Here is a 20670-nt window from a genome sequence, read left to right on the forward strand (position 1 = left end):
TGACTACGATCAGCGACAGCAGTAATGGAATGACAGCGAGAACAGTCATCTCTACTGGGTACAGTTCGAAGTCGTTCATGCTGCCTGCCCCTTGTTCAAGCTTCGTGATCCATCGGTTCGGGCGGCGATTTCTTTTTGGTAGTAACGCAGCGCCCGGTAGTGCGTGGGTGAGTCTTCTGGTTTGAATTCTTCATCGAGCAGGAACTGCCCCATAAGACTGGTGTCTGCACGGTTTGGCCTTCCTCCCCATGTGATGTTCATCACTGCCGAGATCTGATCTTCTGTGAAACTTGGGCAGTATTTTGCTGCGGCTTGACGTTCGAAGTGCTCATACGAAAGGCGTTGTGGTGGGTTTACTGCGAGGAAGGCCACGAGCTCTCCAAGCTGGTCTTGCAGCATTTTCGGAGTGCGGGGCAAAAGCACTGCGAGGCACAGCTCAACGACCTCAGAAATATCAGTGAGCCCTGAATCGTATTCGGCTTGCGCATACGCTTCACTGTCCGGCAACAGTTCAGGAACTTCGAGTTGATTCCCACGCACACCGAACTCTTTGGGAAGCCAAGAGCGGAAAGCACATCGGCCAAGGTAAGCAAACGGGTGCTCTGATTCTGCCACGTAGTCTGACACGAACCGACCAGTATCGATTTCTTCGAGGAGGTTCACGATGAGCATGTTCACCGCTTCCTCGGGTTCGAACGAATAGCCCCAACGCCTGGCGCGCTTGACGAGACCTTCGGCATGGTTCACATGGAGCTGTTCCAAGAAGGCCACGAACTCCGGCGATGCACGGAACTCAGGTTGCGGCAACAGGGCGAATGCTTCTCTCTGTCTTGCGATAGTCCAAGTTTCTACCGTTTCAAGCATCATCATCACCAGCCAGAAGTCGCAGGCTCTCTTCCGCAAGCACCCTCGATACTTCACTCCCGAGCCTTTTCAGGCTTTCTCCGGGGTTACCTGGCGTGTGCTTCACTTCGATCACCATGAGCTGCATTAAGGCTTGTGTGAGTGCTTTACGGCTCGCACGAAGGTCTTCCAATGCGAGCTGCGACCCTGAAGCAGCCTCAGCAATCTCGCTCCCCCAGTCTCCCTGTAGCTTGATTGAGAGACCCGTTGTCTGCTCGACAAGAGCAGAGAGCCGTTTATCGAGAAACTGTTCCCGTGCTTCTTCCGGGCTCATCGAGGAAGCTTTAATTCTCGATTGAAGCGATAAAAGCTTCTGGTGAACGGGGTTTACCGCTGCGCCCGGACGGTTGAGCTTTTTCAGACCGTTGAGCGCTGCTTCGCGGAGCTCTTCGTTTTCTGACTGAGCGGCTTCTTTGATGTCCTTGATTTTGTTGAGCGTGTCAATCGACAACCCAACTGACTCTTTGGCCGCTTTTTCCTTTGAAACGGGGCGCTCCGAATCCTTATAGGAATTTCCTATAAGGTTCTGCTCTAAGCCGTTGGCCAGGCCAAGTTCTCGAGCACCCTCAGCCTTCCGAACCGTCGCTTTTCGTTCGTGCTCTGGTTCGTAGAATGACTGCCATGCATCGTGGAGTTCAAGCATCGTGAATTCGAGGCGTAGCCGATTTGCTTCGACCTCGATCACTCGACGGTCTTGCTCGGTCACACCCTCAATAACGTTTGCTGAGACGTGGCTCCAGCCCGATCGTTTTGCGGCTTCAAGACGGTGGGCACCATCAGCGAGGCGGTAGTCCTGGTCAACCACGATGGGTTGTAGCTGGAGCTGCCCGCCAAGGTCTGCGAACGATCGCATGATCGCCGTAACGTGATCCTCGTTCAGGTCACGAAGTCGATGCTCGACGATCACGCTGTCGATGGGCAGCAGCTGCCATCCCTGTTTGATGTCTTGGCTGATGATACTCATGAGAACACTCCAATTCGGTCTAATTCTTTAGCGACCATTGCGGGCGTGTCCCCCCGAACCCACAAGGCTGCTGATGCTTCTTCGCTGTGCTCAACACAGGTGTGCTGATAGTTTTTGTTGGTGCGGCAAGTACATTGAAACGCTCGTGCCGCGTGCTCTGGGCAGTAGGCCCGAAGCTGGTTGAGTAAGACGAGCGCCCAGCCTTTGTCAACGAGCTTGACGAGGTCGGTGAGCTGTTCTTCCCAGGTGGTGTTGGTGTGCTGCGGGATGGTGTGCACTCGCTGTCTGCAACTGCGTACCTCGCACCGGTAGCCGATCATTTTCTTTTCGATGATGCGTCCCATTTAGACGTTCACCCCCGATGCGTCGTGCTTGTCTTGGAACCGTGCAAACGCTTTGTCGACGCTGCGTCTTGGCGTGTTGCAGTTTCCACGGACGCACCAGGCACGGTCATGTTCGGCCCAGCTGGTTGGCCCCCAGTCATGCCTGCCTGCTTCGCATTCTTCGCGCTGTCGCGCAGACTCCTGCACGGCAGAAATCGTTTGCGGTGCTGCTGTTTGGCGAGGCTGGTACGTTCCGGGGAGCTTCTGCCCCACGACCCATTTGTGCGGGTTCTTCGCAATCGATGAAGCGACGTAATCCGCTGGGCGAGATACAGGGCTCTTCGATTTGAGAAGCGTGTCACGAACCGCGGCCACGACATCGATCGTTTCGAGATCAACCCGGCCATTGAGCGCTGAAGCGATCACTTCAAAAGTGAGCCCGAGACCTGGCAGGAGCTGCTCCAGCTCGGCGTTGATCGCGTCCGATTCGGTGCTCGCGCGCTGGTTAGGTTGGTTGGTTTGGTTATTTAATAAACCATTACCTAACCTAACCTGGTTTTCTCTTCCTATTAAGGACTCTTGATTTTCAAGAGTGGCTCCGACCCAGTCTTGATTTTCACGACTGGCTCTGACCTGGGGTTTTCCGACCCAGTCTTGATTTTCAAGAGTGGCTTTTTGACCCACTCTTGATTTTCGAGAGTGGCTCTCACCAGTGATCATTTCGACGATTTCAGGGTGCTCGTCAGCGTCGATAATTGCGTCTGCAACGTCGATAAAGGTGTCGGGTTGTGGGTCTTGGAGAACGAGCCTGAACCGCTTCTGTCCCTTACGCTGCCCATGTGTGTAACGGTCGCGTATCTCGATCAAGAAGCCAGCTTCCATAAGCTTATGCTTCGCGGTGCGCCAGGCCGACTCACCGAGCCCGAGAACTGCCTGTGCTTCAGTTTGGGTAATGCGATGGTTCTGGTCATGCGAGAGCAAGTACAGAAGGATACTCAAGGGGTTTCCAGTAAGGCGTGCGTCTCGCACCCACCAATTACGGTGCGTGCCGAATTCCTGCTCAAAATGGAGCCTAGGCCGAATGATGGGCATCTCCATATTCATAGGTACAGCACCCAATCGATAAACTTACCGCTCAATAAAGTCGCTAAGCCAACGATCAGAAACAAGGCAGCGGGGCGGTACAAATTATCGGTCGATTTCTTTTCGGCCCAGGGCTTCTGATTAGAAATACTTCGCTGCAACCCAGCAGCTAAAAGGACAGCGCCTAGTGCTGAAGACAACAACCCAAAAATTGTCCAGCCCATCCTCCACCAGTCCCAAATCTCTCTGAATGTCGAAGACAGGTATTCAATGAATGATTGGTCGGTCACAGTGCGCCACCTACTTCCACGTAGGTTAGAGCGAGGTCACGCAGCTGCACTGTGGCATACGCTGCAACAAACACGATCCCGAGCAGCGTAAAGAACACCGTTCCACCAGCAAGCTGCTTCGTGCCTAAAGGAGCAAGTGAAGCAACCTTGCCAGCTAGCGCTAAAGACGCCACTACGGCAATGACAAGGAGCACAACCCCGAACTGTGTAGCAATACTCACTGCCGCTTCGACAATGGAGTGTGGGAGAATTGAGGCCTCGGGCGTAGCTACAACTGCGCGCGAGAATATGTCTATGGATTGAGACATTCAATATCCTTTCTTGGATAGGACCCCTGGAGCTGCAACTCCAGGGGTTTTTCTTTTGTTCAGAGAGTTCCGGTGAGGGCTCGGTAGATCAATCCGAAGTCGTCGATGTGCATGCGAGTGTCCCCGTTGAAGCGCCTTCGAACCCATTGGAAGCTTTTCCCAATTTTCCGAGCAACCCATGCGCAATCGCGCTCTTCTCGATCCAGTAGCTCCTGCAAGAACCGCCTGGCTTCATCGTTTGTAAGTGGCATACCCAAACACTAACACGATAATCCCAATTTTGGGAATCTCGAAAAGGAGAGGTTTTAAACCCAATAGGTACTCTTATCGAGTATTGTTAGGACCATGGGTGAGATTCAGAATTTTTCTACGCTTTACGATCACATGTCCGTGCGAGTAAACCATTTGCGTTTCATCAACTCGATGCTGCAGAAAGAACTTGCATTAAGAATGGGCCAAAGCACCTCCACTCTCAACAACAAGATGAGAGGCAATGGCAAGTGGAGCATCGAGGACCTCTTTGCTCTATCAGAGATCTTTGCAGTCAGCGTCGATTACTTGGTGGGCAACGAGCCTCTCGAATCAGCTACTCCAATAACAGAAACGGCCCCCACTCCGAAGAGTGAGGGCCGTTCGCTCCCCCGGTTGGATTCGAACCAACAACCTGCCGGTTAACAGCCGGCTGCTCTGCCGTTGAGCTACAGGGGAATGTGCCTTGGCAACGGGAATAACAATATCAACGATTTGCACCCGAGAGCAAATCGACACCGGTTCAGCCACGAACATTTGAGACGCCAAGCCGAGACGCGCCGCAGCACATGCTGGCCTGCCGGGAGACGGGCCATGCTCGCCCTAGCTAAACACTAAGCAGAACTCGAACACTAGCCCGACCACGAACACTAGCCCGAACGGGAACACGAAAGCCAGTCCGACCGCGAACGGGAACGCGAACATGGACACGAACGTGAACGACCACTTGTATGAGCACAGGGCAGACAAGACAGACAAGCTTCGTCTAGAGACCAAGCTTGACAGAAGAACGACCGCCAAAGACGCCGATACCGCTTAAGAAAGGGAAAGATTTGGAGCGGGTGACGAGAATCGAACTCGCACAACCAGTTTGGAAGACTGGGGCTCTACCATTGAGCTACACCCGCGGGCACCTCAAAATACTACTGCATATTGGGCTCGCACAAAAATCAACACGCCAACCGGCCATGTGACCAAGCCCTGCGGCCCGGCACCCGGCGGCCCGCCAGCCACCCCAGTCGCCAGTAAACCGCCCCAAGCTGCCCCCAAACCGTCCTAGTCGCCCGCAAACTGCTCTAGTCGCCCCAAACCCGGCACGCCGCCCCTAGTCGCCCGCGATCTCGTCGTAGGCATTAGCACGCAGCGCCTCCGCCAGCTTGACCACGTACTCGTGCGAGGCATGCCTGAAGATCGTGTCGATGCTTCCGAGCCCCACGGCGCTACCGCCCTTGAGAATGAGCACGTCGTGAATGAGCGCCTCGAGCAGCCCGATATCGTGGCTGATGATGAGCATGGTCGGGTTCGTGCGCTCGCGGTACCACTGAATGAGGTTGACGATTTTCGGCCGGTTGTTGGCATCGACTCCGAGCGTCGGCTCGTCGGCGATATACACGCTTGGCGAGTGGATCAGCGACTGCAAGACCGCGACGCGTTGGCGTTGGCCCTTTGAGAGCTCGTAGGGGTACTTTTGCAGGTAGGTGAGCGGCAGCGAGACGATGTCGAACATCTCAGCGATCTGTTCACCGAGCTGAGAGCGGTCAAAGCCTTTAATGCGCTCCTCAATGGGCAGGAAGATGATGTCGCCGACCGTGTATTCAGGCGGCAGTTTCGCGCCCGCGTCTTGCTGCAGGTAGCCGACGTGCGCCGTGAGGTTGCGCGTCGCCTTCTTCGAAAGCTTCGTGAGTGAGGTTCCGAGCACGCGCCCCTCACCCGAGATGCGCTGAATGCGGTCGGTTTTGCTCACGACATCGGTGGCGCGCGCTGCGAGGTATTTCGCGAGGGTCGACTTGCCCGATCCGCTCTCGCCGAGGAGCGCGAGCGACGAACCACGAGCAACTTCGACCGAGACACCCTCGACGGCCTGAAACGCTCTTCCGGGCCGCTCTTGATAGCCGAGCGAGAGGTCTGATGCGAACAGAGCCGGATCGGCCTGCGTATCGATGTCTCTCATGCGTTCTTCCTATCTGTCGACATGGCTCGGGGCATTCGTCCCGATACCAGCGTACCGGTCGCGGCTATTCAGGTCGTAGTGAACGTCGAGCCTGCTCGAGCATGCGTATCTGTTCTTGCAGTTGGCGAAACATCGCGTCTTGCGGGTCTTCGATGCGCTGCAGCCGTGACAGCATCTCCTGCTTGAGGAGGAGCAGGTCGCGTTCAATGAGCGAGCTCACGATCGCGGTCACGTAGTGAGCGATGCCCTCGGCCTTGCGCTGCGGGATCGGTGCGAGAGCGAGCTCGCGCGCGACGCTCTGCATGTTCTCGGGCACCCCGGTGATCACGCGGTCGAGCCAGCCCGGCTGGTCAAGGCTCGTGAGCTGCTGCGCAATCGATTGCGCGACGACGCCGAAGGTCGGCTCGTGAAACTGCACCGCGACGGCCTGCGCGAGCATCTCGACGCCCACCGTCTCGGGGTACTGCAGCATCGCCATGAGGGCGTCACGCTCGGCGCGCACGGGCGGCGTGTTGGGCAGCATGCGCAGCGTGATCTGGCGTTCAACAGCGGTCTCTTCGGGCGGTGGCATCCACGCGGGGGGCTCTTCGATGACCGTCTGCTGGTTCGCATGGGCAGATCGCATGGCCTGCTGCACGTCGGCGAGGTCGGCACCCAGCATGAGTGACAGCTCCCGAGCGTAGCCCTTGCGCACGCCCTCATCGCGAATATCGGCGACAATCGGTGCCGCGGCTCGCAGCGCCGAAGAGCGACCCTCAACGGTGTTGAGGTCGAAACGACCGATGGCCTGGCGCAGCGCAAACTCGAAGAGCGGCTTCTTCGCCTCGAACATCGCAGTGAGGGCCTCGTCGCCACGGTGCTGCCTGAGGTCAGAGGGGTCGAGCCCGTCGGGCGCAACCGCCATGTATGTCTGGGCGCTGAACTGTTTCTCGTCGGCGAAGGCTTTGAGTGCCGCCTTCTGCCCCGCTTCGTCGGGGTCAAAGGTGAAGATCACCTCGGCCGACACGTCGTCGCCCATCACCCGTCGCAGAAGCGAAATGTGCTCTTTGCCAAATGCCGTGCCACAGGTCGCAACGGCTTCGGTGATGCCCGCGAGGTGGCATGCCATGACGTCTGTGTACCCCTCGACGACAATGACGCGTTTGTTCTGCGAGATCGCCCGCTTGCCGAGGTCGAGACCGTACAGCACCTTCGATTTGTGGTAGATCGGCGTTTCAGGCGTGTTCAGGTATTTGGGCCCGTTGTCGTCTTCACGCAGCTTACGTGCACCGAAGCCGAGGGTTTGCCCACTTGTGTCGCGGATTGGCCACACGAGGCGGCCACGAAAACGGTCATAGGTGCCGCGCTGGCCCTGCGAGAGCAGGCCCGCGAGCGACATCTCTTCCTCGGTGAACCCCAGCTTGCCGAGGTGCTGCTTGAGGCTCTCCCACGAGTTGCGCGCGTAACCGACGCCAAACCTCGCCCACGAGGCCTCGTCGAAGCCCCTCGAGAGCAGCAGGTCTCGGCCGATCGCCGCTTCGTCACTCGCGAGCTGCTCGGCAAAGAACCTTGCCGCCGCGTCGTTGGCGGCGAACAGTCTCGTGCGGTTCGGGCCGGAGCGCTGCGGCGCTCCCCCCTCTTCGTAGGTGAGGGTATACCCGACCTTTGCGGCGAGACGCTCAACGGTCTCGGCGAACGAGAGGTGATCCATGTTCTGAATGAACGAGATCGCGTCACCCGATTCGCCGCACCCGAAGCAGTGGTAGTAGCCGAGCGCTGGCCGCACGTGAAAGCTCGGGCTGCGTTCGTCATGAAAGGGGCACAGCCCCTTCATCGAATCGACACCGCCTGGTTTCAACGCGACATAGTCGCTCACCACGTCAGCGATATTGACGCGAGCTTTGACCTCGTCAATATCTTGTGCCCGAATACGCCCTGCCATGCAGAATACTTTAGCCCTATACCAAGGGAGCGACACACAGGCGCTGATGCCAGGCGATCGCTCCTTGGTCGGTCAACGAGGCGACCTGGTCGACGACGACGCGCCTCGCGGCACTCTCGCTCTCGGCCGCGATGAGTTCGTGCTGAAAGGGCACCTCGAGGTGCTGCGGCCCACTCTCCCAGAGCACTGTGAGCAGCTCTTCGAGCAGATCCCGCTGGCGCCGGTACGTTGGCTGTCGTCGCCCCGAAGCCATAACGTAGGCTGCAACGATGCCCTTGAGCACCGCGATCTCCTCTTCAACGTGGCGTGGCACGACGATGTTTGCCCCGTAGCGGGCGATATTTGCCGATCCCGCGGCTTCTTGCGTGAGATCGATCGAGGCGCGCGCGAAGCGGCCGATGAGATCACTCGTAAAGTTTTTGAGTTGCGCGTGGTCCTGGTTCGATCCGCGCCAAGAGGTGAGCCACGAATCAATCGCGGCGATGCGGTCAAACGCGAGTGCGAGCTGCTCGTTCGTGAAGTCTTCGCCGGCCCACTCTCGCACCTGCTCGATGAGGCTTTCGTGTCCAGAGCGACTGTTCAACAGTTCGGGGTCGATGAAGCCACTCACGACGGCGTCTTCGAAGTCGTGCACCGAGTAGGCAATGTCATCTGACAGGTCCATGACCTGAGCTTCAGCGCACTTCGTCCTGGGGGTCGCACCCTCGCGCATCCACTCGTACACCGGCAGGTCGTCGGCGTAGTAGCCGAACTTTGGCGAGTGATCGAGCGGCACCGCAAGCCTTGCGACGGCCTCGTCGAGACTCCACGGGTACTTGCAACTCGCGTCGAGCGTCGCACGGGTGAGGTTCAGGCCAACGCTCTTGCCGTCAGCGGTGAACCGCTTGGGCTCGAGCCTGGCGAGAATGCGCAGCGTCTGGGCGTTGCCCTCGAAGCCGCCGTAGCCCGTCATCCACTGGTCGAGGGCGCGCTCACCGTTGTGACCAAAGGGCGGGTGCCCGAGGTCGTGGGCGAGGCAGGCGGTATCGACGATGTCTTCGTCGAGGCCGAGCGAGGTCGCGAGTTCGCGGCCGATCTGTGCGACCTCGAGCGAGTGCGTGAGCCGGTTGCGCGCGAAGTCGATGCCGGCGGTCGGGCTCAGCACCTGCGTCTTCGCGGCGAGCCTGCGCCACCCACCCGAGTGGATCACGCGGGCCCGATCGCGCACAAACGGGCTGCGCGAGCTCGCGTGCGACTCGTCGAGATACCGCTCGGCGTCGTGCGCCGTGTACTGAGCTTTAGCCACCCGAGTCGTCCCTCTCAGCTTCTTCAAGCTCGGTGAAATCGACCGAGGCTGTCTCACGCGAGTCGAGCCAGCCGTCGGGTAACGCGGTGCGCTTGGGCCTGCCGGCCCTGCCTCGCGGCCCCTCGGCAGCTTCTTCAGGGTAGGGAATCTCGCGATCCATCGTCTCGAAAATCTCGTCCATGTGCTCGAGCGTCTCAACGCCCGCGAGCGAACGGCGCACGTCGCCGCCAACCCCGTACCCCTTGAGGTACCAGGCAATGTGCTTGCGAATGTCGCGGCAGGCCCGCAGCTCTTCGCCATCAAAAAACTCGATGAGTAGTTCGGTGTGGCGACGAATCGTGTCCATGACGCCGCCGAGCAGTGGCTTCACCTGAGCGGCGCTCGCCTCTTCTGGCGAGATGATGCCGGCACGCTCCTGGAACGCCGCGTTCAGGTCGGCAAACAGCCACGGGCGCCCCTGGCAGCCGCGCCCGACAACGACGCCGTCGCAGCCGGTCTCTTCGACCATGCGCACCGCGTCGGCTCCCGACCAGATGTCGCCGTTGCCGAGAATCGGCACGCTCGTGATCGCCTCTTTGAGGGTGCGGATCGACTCCCAGTCAGCCTCTCCCGAGTAGTGCTGATTGGCGGTGCGGCCGTGCAACGCGATCGCCGCGACGCCAGCGTCTTCGGCGGCCTTAGCCGCGTCGAGGAACGTCAGGTGGTCGTCGTCAATGCCCTTGCGCATCTTCACGGTGACAGGAATATCGCCGGCCTCGCGCACCGCTGCCTTCACGATGCTCGTAAAGAGGTCGTGCTTCCATGGCAGCGCGGCTCCCCCGCCCTTTCGGGTCACCTTCGGCACGGGGCAACCAAAGTTCATGTCTATGTGGTCGGCGAGGTCGTTCTCGACGAGGTATCGCACGGCCTCGCCCATGTAGTGCGGATCGACGCCGTACAACTGAATCGAGCGAGGCGTCTCACTCTCGTGATGCTTGATGAGCCTAAGCGAGGTGTCGGTCTGCTCGACGAGCGCGCGCGAGGTGATCATTTCGCTCACGTAGAGGCCCTCGCCATACTCGCGGCAGAGCCTCCTGAACGCCGTGTTCGTGATGCCTGCCATCGGTGCCAGCACGATGGGCGAGCCGATCGTGAGGTTGCCGATGCGCAACGGTTCTAGGGTTCCAGTCTCTTTCACTCGTCTATTGTCTCAGACGTTGCGCCATAACTCTGAGGGGCACGGCTCGGGGCGCGGTTTGGGGCGCCGTCAATCGCCCCACCGAAACGACGATCGCGTGAGTGGAACGTATCGATCGCTTCCCAGAGATGGTGCCTTCGAAAGTCTGGCCAAAGCGTGTCAAGAAAGACCATCTCGGCGTACGACGACTGCCAGATGAGAAAGTTACTGAGGCGTTGCTCACCCGAGCTACGAATAAACAGGTCGACGCCGGGAACCTCTGGCACGTAGAGGTGGCGTTCGATCGTTCGCTCGGTGATACCCTTCGACGTGAGCCGCCCCTCTTCAACCTCGGCCGCGATCGCGCGCACGGCATCGACGAGTTCGTTGCGCCCGCCATAGTTGACGCACATCGTGAGTGTGAGCCCGGTGTTGTTCGCGGTGACACGCTCGGTGTGCTTGAGCTCGTTGATGACTGAGCGCCAGAGCTTCGGGCGTCGGCCAGACCAGCGCACGCGCACGTTCCAGCTATGTAGCTGCTCGCGGCGGCGCCGCATCACGTCACGGTTGAAGCCCATAAGAAAACGCACCTCGTCGGGCGATCGGCGCCAGTTCTCGGTCGAAAAGGCATACACGCTGAGGTGCTTGACCCCCGCTTGAATGGCGCCCGCCACCACGTCGAGCAACGCCTGCTCGCCGACCTTATGGCCTTCGACCCTCGGCAGGCCCCGCTGGTTTGCCCACCTCCCATTGCCATCCATAACGATGGCAATGTGCTTGGGAGCCGGCCCACGAAACGTCGGGGCGCTCTGCCCCGTCCAATCGAGGGGAACGATGCCGCTCGGTGCGACTGAAGTGACTGGATCTGTCATGCGCGAAAGGGGTTCCTACCATTGTGAGTGCGAAGCGATCCGCATTGATTTGAGGCCGCGTTCAAGATGCCATTGAGTATACGACGCTGCAAAGCTTGCCGCCTCTTTTCTCGCTCGATCGCCCGCCGCGATCGCGGTCGGCCAGTCTCCCGAGAAGAGTGCCGCGAGCAGCTCGGGGGTTTCTTGCGTGACCCGCATGATGCCGGCTTCGCCGCAGCGTTCACACAGCACCCCGCCGTGCTGCACCGAGAGCCGCTGGTGCGGGCCGGGCGCCTCGCACACGACGCAGTCGACGAAGCCAGCGGCCCAGCCCGAGAGCGCAATCGCGCGAATAAGATAGGCGTCGCGCACGAGCTCCGGGTCAATCTCACCCTCAGCGAGCGTGCGCAGGGCGCCGAGCAGCAGGTTAAAATGGGCCCGCCCTCCCCCGTCTTCGGCGAGCTTTTCGCTCGTCTCAACGAGAATGCTGCCGATGCTGTAGCGGTCGTAGTCGTGCGCCAGCGCCTGCGTGTAGGCCTGCAGCGTCACCGCCTGCGTGATCGTGTCGAGCGAGCGCCCCTCATACGCCTGAATGTCGACGAGCATGAAGGGTTCGAGCCGCCCGCCAAACTTTGACGAGGTTTTGCGCACCCCCTTCGCAACGAGCCGCGTAACCCCGCGCTCACGCAAAAACATCGTGATGATGCGATCGGCCTCGCCGAGCTTGTGCGTTCTCAGCACGATTCCCTGATCGCGGTAAACTGCCATACGAAAAGTATCTCTCATTCGGTTGGTAAAGCGCCGAACCCAAGCGCCCGAAAGAAGGCCCCTGTGCAAGCTTTTGCCGCGGTCGACGCATTCCAGCTCCCGCTCTCGCTCGACCTCTCGGCGGTCACGCTCGGCAGCATTCAGGGCGCCATGTTTGCCGCGGGCTTCAAACGCATTGACTTGCTCGGCGTGTCGATCATCGGCACCGTCGCCGGTCTCGGCGGAGGCCTCCTGCGCGACATCATGCTCGGCGTCACCCCGGCGGCCCTCCAATCGAACTGGTACCTGCTCGTTGCCGTGCTCGGATCCTTCATCGGCATGCTGCTCAACCAGCTCCTCATGCGCGTCGACGGGCTCATCACCTTGCTCGACGCACTCTCGATCGGCATGTACGCGGCCCTCGGAACCACCAAAGCCCTCGCAGCGGGCCTTCCCGTCGTGCCCTCCCTCTTCGTCGGAACCCTCGCTGCCGTCGGAGGAGGCGTACTGCGCGACCTCTTACTCAACATTCCGATCTCGGTCTTACAGGTCGGCTCGCTCTACGCCATAGCCGCGCTCGCGGGCAGCGTGAGTGTCATCGTCTCGCTTCTATTGGGCGCCTCCGTCGCCATCGCCGGCATCGTCTGCGTCGTCGTCACGACCCTCGTGCGCCTGCTCGCGGTGCGCTTCGGCTGGAGCCTTCCTGAACAACGCGCCATCAAACAGCGCCGCCAGCGCCAGATGCGCGAGGTCACCGAGACCATCGAGGCCCTTCGCACCGGCGTCATCGACATCGACGAGCTGAGTCGCCTCGCTCTCGCCGACGATGGCGAGCAGCCCGAAACCGCAGCGGATCGCGCCGCGAATCCCCGCCCCAGTTCCAGCAGCGCCCGCGCCCGCGCCCGATCTCGATCCCGGCAACCGCGTGGCCGTTCGCGCTGGGGCCGCCGCCGGTCGCGGTAGTCGGTGCCGGTCGCGGTAGTCGGTGCCGGTCGCGGCAGCGCGGCGCAGCTCACGGTAGCACGGCGTTCTCGTGGTGCCGGCGCACGGGAGAAACCGTTGCGGGGTTTCGGACCCCGGTGCTGCTCGACTTTCAAACGCCAGCACTGCTCGACTTTCGAACGCCAGTGCTGCTCGAGTTCAGAATCGCGTTTTCCGTCTACTTGACGAAAAGCAGGGTTGTGGCGCGAAAACACCCTGCTTTTCGTCAAGTCGATTGAAAACAAGCGCACGAGAACTGCGCCGTCCTCCGAAGCCGGTCAAAGGTAGCGCTTTGCGGAACGCGCGAAAGCCCGCCACTTGACAGAAAGCAGGGTTATTACACGGAAACACCCTGCTTTTCGTCACGTGGATTGCGCGAGGCGCACGAGCCCCGCTAGCGGCGCTTCGCTGCGCGCTCGGCCGCGAGCCACGCTTCCTGCGCGGGAGTCGTGGCCGATCCGCTGTGTGGGCCGGTCGCGGCAGCGGCCCCAGCCGCGATTGCCGAGCCGAGCGGGGTCGTCTTGCGTCCGGCATACGGGGTCGAGAGGGCGTGGGTGATCGCGAGGGCCAGGGCGTCGGCGGCATCGGCCGGTTTCGGAGGAGTCTTGAGGCCGAGGTGCTTCATGACCATGTTGGTGACCTGGCTCTTATCGGCGGCGCCGTAGCCGGTCACGCGCGACTTCACCTCGTTTGGAGTGTAGAGCGTCACCGGAACGCCAGCCCGCTCGGCGAGAAACATGACGATGCCCGAGATTTGGGCGACCCCCATGACGCTCGGCAGGTTTTGCTGGGCGAAAACTCGCTCGAGTGACACGGCGTCGACATCGCCACGCGTGATGATTGCCTCGAGCCCCGTGCCGAGCAACGCGAGGCGGCTTGGCAGGGGCGCGTCAGGCGCAGAACGCAGCACCTCGACGTGTTCGAACGAGAGCTGGCGGCGCGCTGAAACGTGAATGATCCCGACCCCACACCTGGTGAGGCCGGGATCAATGCCCAGAATGCGCACGGTAAAGAGTGCTTACTCTTCGTTCGCGAGCTGCTCTTGCACCTCAGCTGAGAGGTCAAAGTTGGCGTAGACGTTCTGCACATCGTCGCTGTCTTCGAGCGCGTCGATGAGCTGGAACATCTTCTTCGCGACCTCGAGGTCAATATCGACCTTGAGGTTCGGCACGAACTGCGACTCTGCCGAGTCGTATTCGATGCCCGAGTCGACGAGCGCGGTGCGTGCCGCGTTCAGCTGTGCGGTGTCAACGATGACCTCGAAGAACTCGCCGTTGGGAGCCGGGGTTACCTCTTCGGCGCCCGCGTCGAGCACTGCCATGAGAATGTCGTCTTCGTTGGTGCCCTCGGCGGGAACCTCGATGACGCCCTTGCGCTCGAAGTTGTAGGCGACACTGCCCGGGTCGGCCATGGTGCCGTGGTTGCGAGTCATCGCGGTGCGCACCTCGGTTGCCGAGCGGTTCTTGTTGTCGGTGAGGCACTCGACGAGAATCGCGACGCCCCCGGGGCCGTAGCCCTCGTACATGATGGTCTGGTATTCAACCGAGTCACCGGTAAGGCCAGCGCCGCGCTTGATGGCGCGCTGGATGTTATCGCCGGGAACCGAGTTTTTCTTCGCCTTGTGCACGACCTCGGCGAGAGCTGGGTTGCCTGATTCGTCTGGCCCGCCGATGCGGGCAGCGACCTCGATCGCCTTAATGTGCTTGGCGAAGGCCTTCGCGCGCTTGGCGTCGATGATGGCCTTTTTATGCTTCGTTGTCGCCCATTTTGAGTGACCTGCCACGGTACGTCCTCTTTCTCGAGATGTACGGATGTATTAACTAGGGTAGCTCAGGCCACGCTTCGGCGATTTCTCGCCGCGTGTCGCCGAGCAGTTTTGGCAGCGCTTTCGTCTGCGCAATGATCGGGAAGAAGTTGGCGTCTTGCGCCCACCGAGGCACGATGTGCTGGTGCAGGTGTGCCGCGATTCCAGCGCCCGCGACCACCCCCTGATTCATTCCGATGTTGAAGCCGTCATTGTGCGAGACCTGCTTCACGACCCGCATCGCCGTTTGCGTGAGCGAGGCGATCTCGGCGACCTCTTCGCGTGTCGCAAGATCGTAGGTCGAGATATGCCGGTACGGGCACACCAACAGGTGCCCTGTGTTGTACGGGAAGAGGTTGAGCAACACGTAGGCGTGCTCTCCCCTCGCCACGATAAGAGCGTCTTCATCGCTCATCTCGGGCGCCTTGCAAAAAGGGCAGGTATCTTCCTCAGGCTGCGTCGTGTCTTGCACGTACACAAGCCGGTGCGGGGTCCAGAGACGCTGGAACGAATCGGGAACCCCGGCGAGGTGCGCCGCGCTTTCGACGCCGCTCATACCGTCTACTCCTGCCATGCGGTATTCACCTGCTCCTTGTCACGAATCGTGACGCGAATGCGCTCGACCGCCTCGGCTACGGGTACGCCGTTGAGCTGTGAACCATCACGGAAACGGAAGCTCACGGTACCAGCACCGCGATCCTGCTCACCGGCGATGAGCTGAATCGGAGTCTTCGCCTTCGTGTGATTGCGAATCTTCTTCTGCATGCGGTCGTCACTGTGATCGACCTCGGCACGCACGCCCTCGGCACGCAGCTGCTCGATGACGCCGTCGAGGTACTCACCGTACTCTTCAGCCACGGGAATGCCGACGACCTGGGTTGGTGAGAGCCACACCGGGAACGCCCCCGCGTAGTGCTCAAGCAGAATCGCGAAGAAGCGCTCGATCGAGCCGAGCAGGGCGCGGTGGATCATGACCGGTTGCTTGCGCGTTCCGTCTGCCGCAGCGTATTCCAGCTCAAACAGTGCGGGCTGGTTGAAGTCGAGCTGCACGGTCGAGAGCTGCCAGGTGCGGCCGATGGCGTCGCGCGCCTGGACCGAGATCTTCGGGCCGTAGAATGCGGCGCCTGCAGGATCGTCGACAAGTTCGAGGCCCGATTCGTTGCCGACCTCGCGCAGCGTCTGCTCAGCCTCTGCCCACTGCTCATCGGTGCCGACCGATTTCTCGGGGTCACGCGTTGAGAGCTCGAGATAGAAGTCGTCAAGGCCGTAGGCACGAAGCGTCGCAAAGACGAACTCAAGCTGGCGCTTGATCTCGTCTTTCACCTGCTCGTCTGTCACGTAGATGTGCGCGTCGTCCTGCGTGAGGCCACGCACGCGGGTGAGCCCGGCGAGCGTGCCACTCTTCTCGTAGCGGTACACGGTCCCGAACTCCGCGAGTCGCAGCGGCAACTCACGGTACGAGCGCGAACGAGCGCGGAAGATGAGGTTGTGGAACGGGCAGTTCATTGGCTTCAGGTAGTAGTCCTGGCCAGGCTTGACGATGTTACCCTCATCGTCTTCGACGTGATCGAGGTGCATCGCCGGGAACATACCGTCTTTGTACCAGTTGAGGTGCTGGCTGGTCTCGAAGAGCGTTCCCTTGGTGATGTGCGGGCTGTTGACGACCTCATAGCCGTTCTTCAGCAGCTCATCGCGCATGAAGTTTTCAATCTCGTGGCGAATGATGCCGCCCTTGGGGTGAAAGACCGCGAGCCCTGATCCAATTTCATCGGGGAACGAGAAGAGATCGAGTTCAGCGCCCAGCTTACGGTGGTCGCGCTTCGCGGCCTCCTCGAGCCGGGTCTGGTACTCACGCAGCTCGTCTTTCGTTGGCCAAGCGGTGCCGTAGATGCGCTGCAGCATCGGGTTTGCTTCGCTACCACGCCAGTACGCACCGGCCACGCGCATGAGCGCCCAGCCGTTGCCGATCATACGGGTGTTGGGAAGGTGCGGCCCACGGCACAGGTCTTTCCAGCAGACCTCACCGGTTTTCGGGTCGACGTTGTCGTAGATCGTGAGCTCTGCCCCGCCGACCTCGACGTTCTCGTTATCGTCTCCGCCCCCCTTGAGCCCGATGAGCTCGAGCTTGTACGGCTCGTTCGCAAGCTCGGCACGGGCCTCATCTTCACTCACGACGCGACGCACGAAGCGCTGGCCCTGCTTGATGATCTTTTGCATCTCTTTCGAGATCTCTTTGAGATCTTCGGGGGTAAATGCCTCGGCGGGGTCAAAATCGTAGTAGAAGCCGTCGGTGATGGGAGGCCCGATGCCGAGTTCGGTTTCGGGATTAATGCGCTGCACCGCCTGCGCGAGCACGTGCGCCGCGGAGTGGCGCAGAATGTCGAGCCCGTCGGGTGAATCGATTGTGACGGGCGTGGCCGTCTGCCCCTCTTCGACCGTTGCGGCGAGATCTTTCAGCTCGCCGTCGACGCGCATAGCGACGACGGAACGGTCGGTGAACAGCGAAAAGCCATCTGCCACGGTGTGCGCTCCTTGTTTGAACTGCGGGTATATCAGCAACAACTTTACTCGCAGTCGGGCGCGTTCGGGCGCAGAAGCCCTGAAAGTGCCGAAATGTGCTCTGAGCGCTACTTCGCGAAAGCCTCCCGCAGGTCTCGTTTCATGATCTTGCCGCTCGGATTTTTGGGCAGCGCCTCGTAAAACCTCACAACCGTCGGTACTTTATAGGTCGCGAGCCGCTCACGAGCAAACGCCTGCAGCTCTTCCCCGGTCACCTCGTGACCCTCACGAACAACGACGGCGGCTGCGACGGTCTCGATCCACTTCTCATGAGGTGTCGCGAAAACCGCGACCTCGGCGACCGCAGGGTGCGCGTAGAGCGTCTCTTCGACCTCTCGACTGGCGACGTTCTCGCCCCCAGTCTTAATCATGTCTTTGACGCGATCAACGACGGTGAGTCTGCCCTCTGCGTCGAAGACGCCAAGGTCGCCCGAGTGAAACCAGCCGTATTTGAAAGCCTCGGCCGTGAGCTCATCACGGTTCCAGTAGCCGAGGGCGATCTGTGGGCCGCGGTGTACGATCTCGCCGACTTCACCACGCGGCAAGATGGTGCCGTCTTCGGCCATGATCGCCGTTTCAACGTTCAGCACAGGGCGGCCAGCCGAGCCAGCGTGCGAGACCTGCTCATGAGGCGGCAGAATCGTCGCGACAGGGGCCAGCTCCGTTTGCCCGTAGAAGTTCCAGAAATCAAGGTCTGGCAGCTCTGCGAGCAGTTTCTTGAGCACCTCGACCGGCATCGGCGAGGCACCGTAGTAGCCCTTCTTCATCGACGAAAGGTCGGCGGTCGCAAAACTCTGCGAGTTCAGCAGCGCGATCCACACCGTTGGCGGGGCAAAGTATTTGGTGACCTTATAGCGCTCAATAGTTGCGAGCACCCGCGCTGGGTCTGGGCCGGGCAAGATAATGCTTGTCGCACCAAGGTACACGTCGGGGCCAATGAAACAGTCGAGCTGGGCGCAGTGGTAGAACGGCAGGCTGTGCAGATCGATGTCGTCATGCGACATGCCACCGTCGATAATCGAGCTCACGTACTCTGCGATGAGCGAACGGCTCGAATGCAGCAGGCCCTTCGGCTTTGATTCGGTGCCGCTCGTGTACATGAGGCGCAGCGCATCGTCATCGGCAATCATGACTGTTGGCTCAGCAGACGAGGCAGCGGTCGAAAAGACGTCGAACGGTTGCCACTCGGGTGAAGCGGCCTGGCCCACCGTGATCTCGATGCGCACCGCGGGTGCGATGCCGCTCTGCCCGAGTGCTTGCTGCATCGTCTCGGTGAACCCTGTTTGCGCGATGCAGGCCGCAGGCCGCGAGTCTTCGAGTAGGTAGCTCACCTCATCAACCTTCAGCATGAAGTTAATGGGTGTAAAGATCGCCCCGATCTTCGCGGTCGCGTACGAGGCCACGAGAAATTGCCAGCAGTTCTTGCTGAGCATCGTTACCCGGTCACCCTTGACGATGCCGCGCTGTGTGAGCGCGTTCGCTAGCTGGTTTACGCGGGTATTGAACTCTTCATAGGTAAGACTCGTATCGCCATCGATGAGGGCGACCTTTGCGGGGTACCGCGCTGCGGTTCGACGAAGGGTATCGCCGAGGGTGAGCGATCGAGCGGCAGCAACCTCAGTCGCCATTGACTGTGCAAGCATGAAATTCCTTTCAACGTTCTTACTTGCGAAGCCTAAGAGAAGCACGCCTCAAAGTACAGAGCTTGCGCCTGTGACCTTGCAGATTCGCCCGCCTGACCCTTTGAGCGAGGGCAGAAATGCAAAAAGCCAGGTTTTTCAACCTGGCTTTTTGTCTGAACTGGTGGGCGATACTGGACTCGAACCAGCGACCTCTTCCGTGTCGGGGAAGCGCGCTAACCAACTGCGCCAATCGCCCATCGTGTGCTTTTCAGCGAGGTGGCGACGGGATTCGAACCCGTGTACACGGCTTTGCAGGCCGTTGCCTCGCCTCTCGGCCACGCCACCGGTACGGGATTTCGCCCGCGTGTATCAGACGAACTGATCCACCAGAGCGGATGACGAGACTCGAACTCGCGACCCTCACCTTGGCAAGGTGATGCGCTACCAACTGCGCTACATCCGCATTTCGTACCTGCTTGGTACTTGTAATACTTTAGTGAACGATATTGCGAATGCAAAATCGACATACAAAAACGAGACAAACAGAGGCCTCTACGGCGTGTCGAAGGGAACATTTCGGCCGCGTAACGTTTCAGGATTTTCCCCCTTTCGCCCCGAGAGATTCGCAATACTAGGGAGTATGGAATCACGGGGGCCACGCATTATCAGGCGCGTCATCTGGTCGATCGTCGTTCTCATCTTTGCTGCCGGCGCCTTTGTCGCTTGCCAGGAGCGCCAGACCATTCGTGATTACTTCGACGGTCGGGAGTTCAAGCCCACAGCAGAAATGCAAACGGTCATCACCAACATTGAGCTCACCGATTCCGGGCGACGCATATTCCTCGCTACCCACCCCGCAATCGAATCTGCCGACGAGTTCAATGACCGCTGCCGCAATGCCGAGACCGAACATAGCGGTCACCTTCTCGGCTGCTACGCGAACGGGAAGATCCACCTCTTCTCGGTTACTGACGAACGCCTTGAAAGCGTTGTCGAGGTGACGGCCGCCCACGAACTGATGCACGCGGCATACGCGAGGCTCTCAACCGCCGAGCGCGATGCCCTCGCAACAAAACTCAATCGGTACTACAGCGAGCGTATTAAGACCGACCCCGACTTCGAGAAGCGCATGGAGGTCTACGCGAGCCTTTCGGCGTCGCAGTTCGCCAACGAGTTGCATTCGATTTTCGCGACCGAGGTGCGGGATCTTCCTGACTGGCTCGAAGAGCATTACTCGGCATGGCTTGCCGACCGCGATGCCGTCGTCACGTTTTATGACACCTATCAGGGGGTCTTTACGACGGTTGAGCAGGAGGCCAAAGCGCTTAAAGAGCGGCTCGATACCATGCACGAGAGCCTCGAGGGCGAGTCGGCCTCGTACACGAGCGATGTTGAGGCCTTCAACGCCGATTGGAAGAGCTTTGTCGCCCGAAACGACGCATACGAGTTCTCTGACAACGAGGCAGAGTTTAACCGTCTGAAGCGTGACTTTGATGACCGGCGCGGAAACCTCGAGCACTGGAAGAACACCCTGCAAGAGAGCATTCATGAGTACGAACGCCTCAGCAGTGAGCTCGCATCGCTCGGCGAGTTGTCGCTCGAGCTCAACAACCAGATCGACAGCACCGTTCCCACCGCCGAGTAACGGCTCCGTTTTCTCGCACCCGAAAAGG

Annotated in this window: 19 protein-coding genes and 5 tRNA genes; 2 read left to right on the forward strand and 22 right to left on the reverse strand. The window is 60.1% G+C overall.

Translation table 11 applies throughout. The features are described 5' to 3' along the window. Positions 1-75: 75 nt before the first annotated feature. The 14 genes from KTJ78_RS02625 to recO form a co-directional block, all read right to left on the reverse strand. The gene (locus KTJ78_RS02625; RefSeq protein WP_217132368.1) at positions 76-921 is read right to left on the reverse strand and encodes a hypothetical protein; all 846 of its coding nucleotides are present in this window, start codon (positions 919-921) and stop codon (positions 76-78) included. Next, positions 857-1867: a ParB N-terminal domain-containing protein gene (locus KTJ78_RS02630; RefSeq protein ID WP_254259304.1), complete on the reverse strand. Its 1011-nt coding sequence runs from the start codon at positions 1865-1867 to the stop codon at positions 857-859. Before KTJ78_RS02630 ends, KTJ78_RS02625 begins: the two co-directional genes overlap by 65 nt. After that, positions 1864-2211, reverse strand: coding sequence for a hypothetical protein (locus KTJ78_RS02635; protein WP_217132370.1), 348 nt, complete (start codon positions 2209-2211; stop codon positions 1864-1866). Before KTJ78_RS02635 ends, KTJ78_RS02630 begins: the two co-directional genes overlap by 4 nt. Further along, entirely contained in the window at positions 2212-3171 is a 960-nt protein-coding gene (locus KTJ78_RS02640) for a hypothetical protein (RefSeq protein WP_217132371.1), read from the reverse strand. It abuts the gene before it with no gap. 119 nt (positions 3172-3290) lie between these two features. Next, positions 3291-3563 (reverse strand): hypothetical protein, encoded by a 273-nt coding sequence (locus KTJ78_RS02645; RefSeq protein WP_217132373.1) that lies wholly within the window; start codon positions 3561-3563, stop codon positions 3291-3293. Beyond that, a complete protein-coding gene (locus KTJ78_RS02650; protein ID WP_217132375.1) occupies positions 3560-3871 on the reverse strand; it encodes a hypothetical protein in 312 nt (103 codons plus the stop codon). The genes KTJ78_RS02645 and KTJ78_RS02650 overlap by 4 nt, the downstream gene beginning before the upstream one ends. Before the next feature lie 636 nt (positions 3872-4507). After that, positions 4508-4579: transfer RNA gene (locus KTJ78_RS02660), tRNA-Asn, on the reverse strand. Positions 4580-4954: 375 nt separating this feature from the next. Next, positions 4955-5028, reverse strand: a tRNA-Gly gene (locus KTJ78_RS02665). 197 nt (positions 5029-5225) lie between these two features. Then, on the reverse strand, positions 5226-6071 hold the full coding sequence (locus KTJ78_RS02670; RefSeq protein WP_217132377.1) for an ATP-binding cassette domain-containing protein: 846 nt from the start codon (positions 6069-6071) through the stop codon (positions 5226-5228). A 64-nt stretch (positions 6072-6135) separates the two neighbouring features. Beyond that, on the reverse strand, positions 6136-7992 hold the full coding sequence (dnaG, locus tag KTJ78_RS02675; protein WP_217132379.1) for a DNA primase: 1857 nt from the start codon (positions 7990-7992) through the stop codon (positions 6136-6138). A gap of 16 nt (positions 7993-8008) precedes the next feature. After that, positions 8009-9277 (reverse strand): deoxyguanosinetriphosphate triphosphohydrolase, encoded by a 1269-nt coding sequence (locus KTJ78_RS02680; protein ID WP_369807943.1) that lies wholly within the window; start codon positions 9275-9277, stop codon positions 8009-8011. Further along, entirely contained in the window at positions 9270-10454 is a 1185-nt protein-coding gene (gene dusB / locus KTJ78_RS13490) for a tRNA dihydrouridine synthase DusB (protein ID WP_369807944.1), read from the reverse strand. The genes KTJ78_RS02680 and dusB overlap by 8 nt, the downstream gene beginning before the upstream one ends. Continuing rightward, positions 10451-11305: an isoprenyl transferase gene (locus KTJ78_RS02685; protein WP_217132382.1), complete on the reverse strand. Its 855-nt coding sequence runs from the start codon at positions 11303-11305 to the stop codon at positions 10451-10453. The genes dusB and KTJ78_RS02685 overlap by 4 nt, the downstream gene beginning before the upstream one ends. Positions 11306-11320: 15 nt before the next feature. After that, the gene (recO, locus tag KTJ78_RS02690; RefSeq protein WP_217132385.1) at positions 11321-12052 is read right to left on the reverse strand and encodes a DNA repair protein RecO; all 732 of its coding nucleotides are present in this window, start codon (positions 12050-12052) and stop codon (positions 11321-11323) included. A 63-nt stretch (positions 12053-12115) separates the two neighbouring features. Between recO and KTJ78_RS02695 the strand changes: the two genes are divergently transcribed. Then, a complete protein-coding gene (locus KTJ78_RS02695) occupies positions 12116-12994 on the forward strand; it encodes a trimeric intracellular cation channel family protein (protein WP_369807945.1) in 879 nt (292 codons plus the stop codon). Positions 12995-13406: 412 nt separating this feature from the next. Here the strand turns inward: KTJ78_RS02695 and ruvC are convergent, their stop codons facing one another. From ruvC to KTJ78_RS02735, 8 genes are all read right to left on the reverse strand, one after another. After that, positions 13407-14018 carry a crossover junction endodeoxyribonuclease RuvC gene (gene ruvC, locus KTJ78_RS02700; RefSeq protein WP_217132387.1) on the reverse strand — a complete coding sequence of 204 codons (612 nt, stop codon included), beginning with the start codon at positions 14016-14018 and terminating at the stop codon, positions 13407-13409. A 12-nt stretch (positions 14019-14030) separates the two neighbouring features. Beyond that, positions 14031-14795, reverse strand: coding sequence for a YebC/PmpR family DNA-binding transcriptional regulator (locus tag KTJ78_RS02705; RefSeq protein WP_217132389.1), 765 nt, complete (start codon positions 14793-14795; stop codon positions 14031-14033). 37 nt (positions 14796-14832) lie between these two features. Then, complete coding sequence (locus KTJ78_RS02710; RefSeq protein WP_254259305.1) at positions 14833-15390, reverse strand: HIT family protein; 558 nt, start codon at positions 15388-15390, stop codon at positions 14833-14835. Next, on the reverse strand, positions 15378-17336 hold the full coding sequence (thrS, locus tag KTJ78_RS02715) for a threonine--tRNA ligase (RefSeq protein WP_369807946.1): 1959 nt from the start codon (positions 17334-17336) through the stop codon (positions 15378-15380). Before thrS ends, KTJ78_RS02710 begins: the two co-directional genes overlap by 13 nt. Positions 17337-17443: 107 nt before the next feature. Further along, positions 17444-19018, reverse strand: a complete 1575-nt coding sequence (locus tag KTJ78_RS02720; protein WP_217132391.1) for a fatty acyl-CoA synthetase — start codon at positions 19016-19018, stop codon at positions 17444-17446. A 158-nt stretch (positions 19019-19176) separates the two neighbouring features. After that, positions 19177-19253, reverse strand: a tRNA-Val gene (locus tag KTJ78_RS02725). Positions 19254-19271: 18 nt separating this feature from the next. Then, a tRNA-Cys gene (locus KTJ78_RS02730) sits at positions 19272-19342 on the reverse strand. 45 nt (positions 19343-19387) lie between these two features. Beyond that, a tRNA-Gly gene (locus tag KTJ78_RS02735) sits at positions 19388-19460 on the reverse strand. Between the two features lie 177 nt (positions 19461-19637). Here KTJ78_RS02735 and KTJ78_RS02740 point away from each other — a divergent pair. Next, positions 19638-20642, forward strand: coding sequence for a hypothetical protein (locus tag KTJ78_RS02740; protein ID WP_217132393.1), 1005 nt, complete (start codon positions 19638-19640; stop codon positions 20640-20642). Positions 20643-20670: the final 28 nt, after the last annotated feature.

Origin of the sequence: Leucobacter chinensis, assembly GCF_019049105.1 — a bacterium.
Lineage (GTDB): Bacteria > Actinomycetota > Actinomycetes > Actinomycetales > Microbacteriaceae > Leucobacter_A > Leucobacter_A chinensis.

Excerpts from the sequence above, each read along its gene's own strand:
- KTJ78_RS02710 (WP_254259305.1), bottom strand. The coding sequence starts at position 15,390 with ATGGCAGGAGTAGACGGTATGAGCGGCGTCGAAAGCGCGGCGCACCTC.
- KTJ78_RS02685 (WP_217132382.1), bottom strand. The coding sequence starts at position 11,305 with ATGACAGATCCAGTCACTTCAGTCGCACCGAGCGGCATCGTTCCCCTC.
- KTJ78_RS02670 (WP_217132377.1), bottom strand. The coding sequence starts at position 6,071 with ATGAGAGACATCGATACGCAGGCCGATCCGGCTCTGTTCGCATCAGAC.
- dnaG (WP_217132379.1), bottom strand. The coding sequence starts at position 7,992 with ATGGCAGGGCGTATTCGGGCACAAGATATTGACGAGGTCAAAGCTCGC.
- KTJ78_RS02740 (WP_217132393.1), top strand. The coding sequence starts at position 19,638 with ATGGAATCACGGGGGCCACGCATTATCAGGCGCGTCATCTGGTCGATC.
- recO (WP_217132385.1), bottom strand. The coding sequence starts at position 12,052 with ATGGCAGTTTACCGCGATCAGGGAATCGTGCTGAGAACGCACAAGCTC.
- KTJ78_RS02650 (WP_217132375.1), bottom strand. The coding sequence starts at position 3,871 with ATGTCTCAATCCATAGACATATTCTCGCGCGCAGTTGTAGCTACGCCC.
- KTJ78_RS02635 (WP_217132370.1), bottom strand. The coding sequence starts at position 2,211 with ATGGGACGCATCATCGAAAAGAAAATGATCGGCTACCGGTGCGAGGTA.
- KTJ78_RS02720 (WP_217132391.1), bottom strand. The coding sequence starts at position 19,018 with ATGCTTGCACAGTCAATGGCGACTGAGGTTGCTGCCGCTCGATCGCTC.
- KTJ78_RS02630 (WP_254259304.1), bottom strand. The coding sequence starts at position 1,867 with ATGAGTATCATCAGCCAAGACATCAAACAGGGATGGCAGCTGCTGCCC.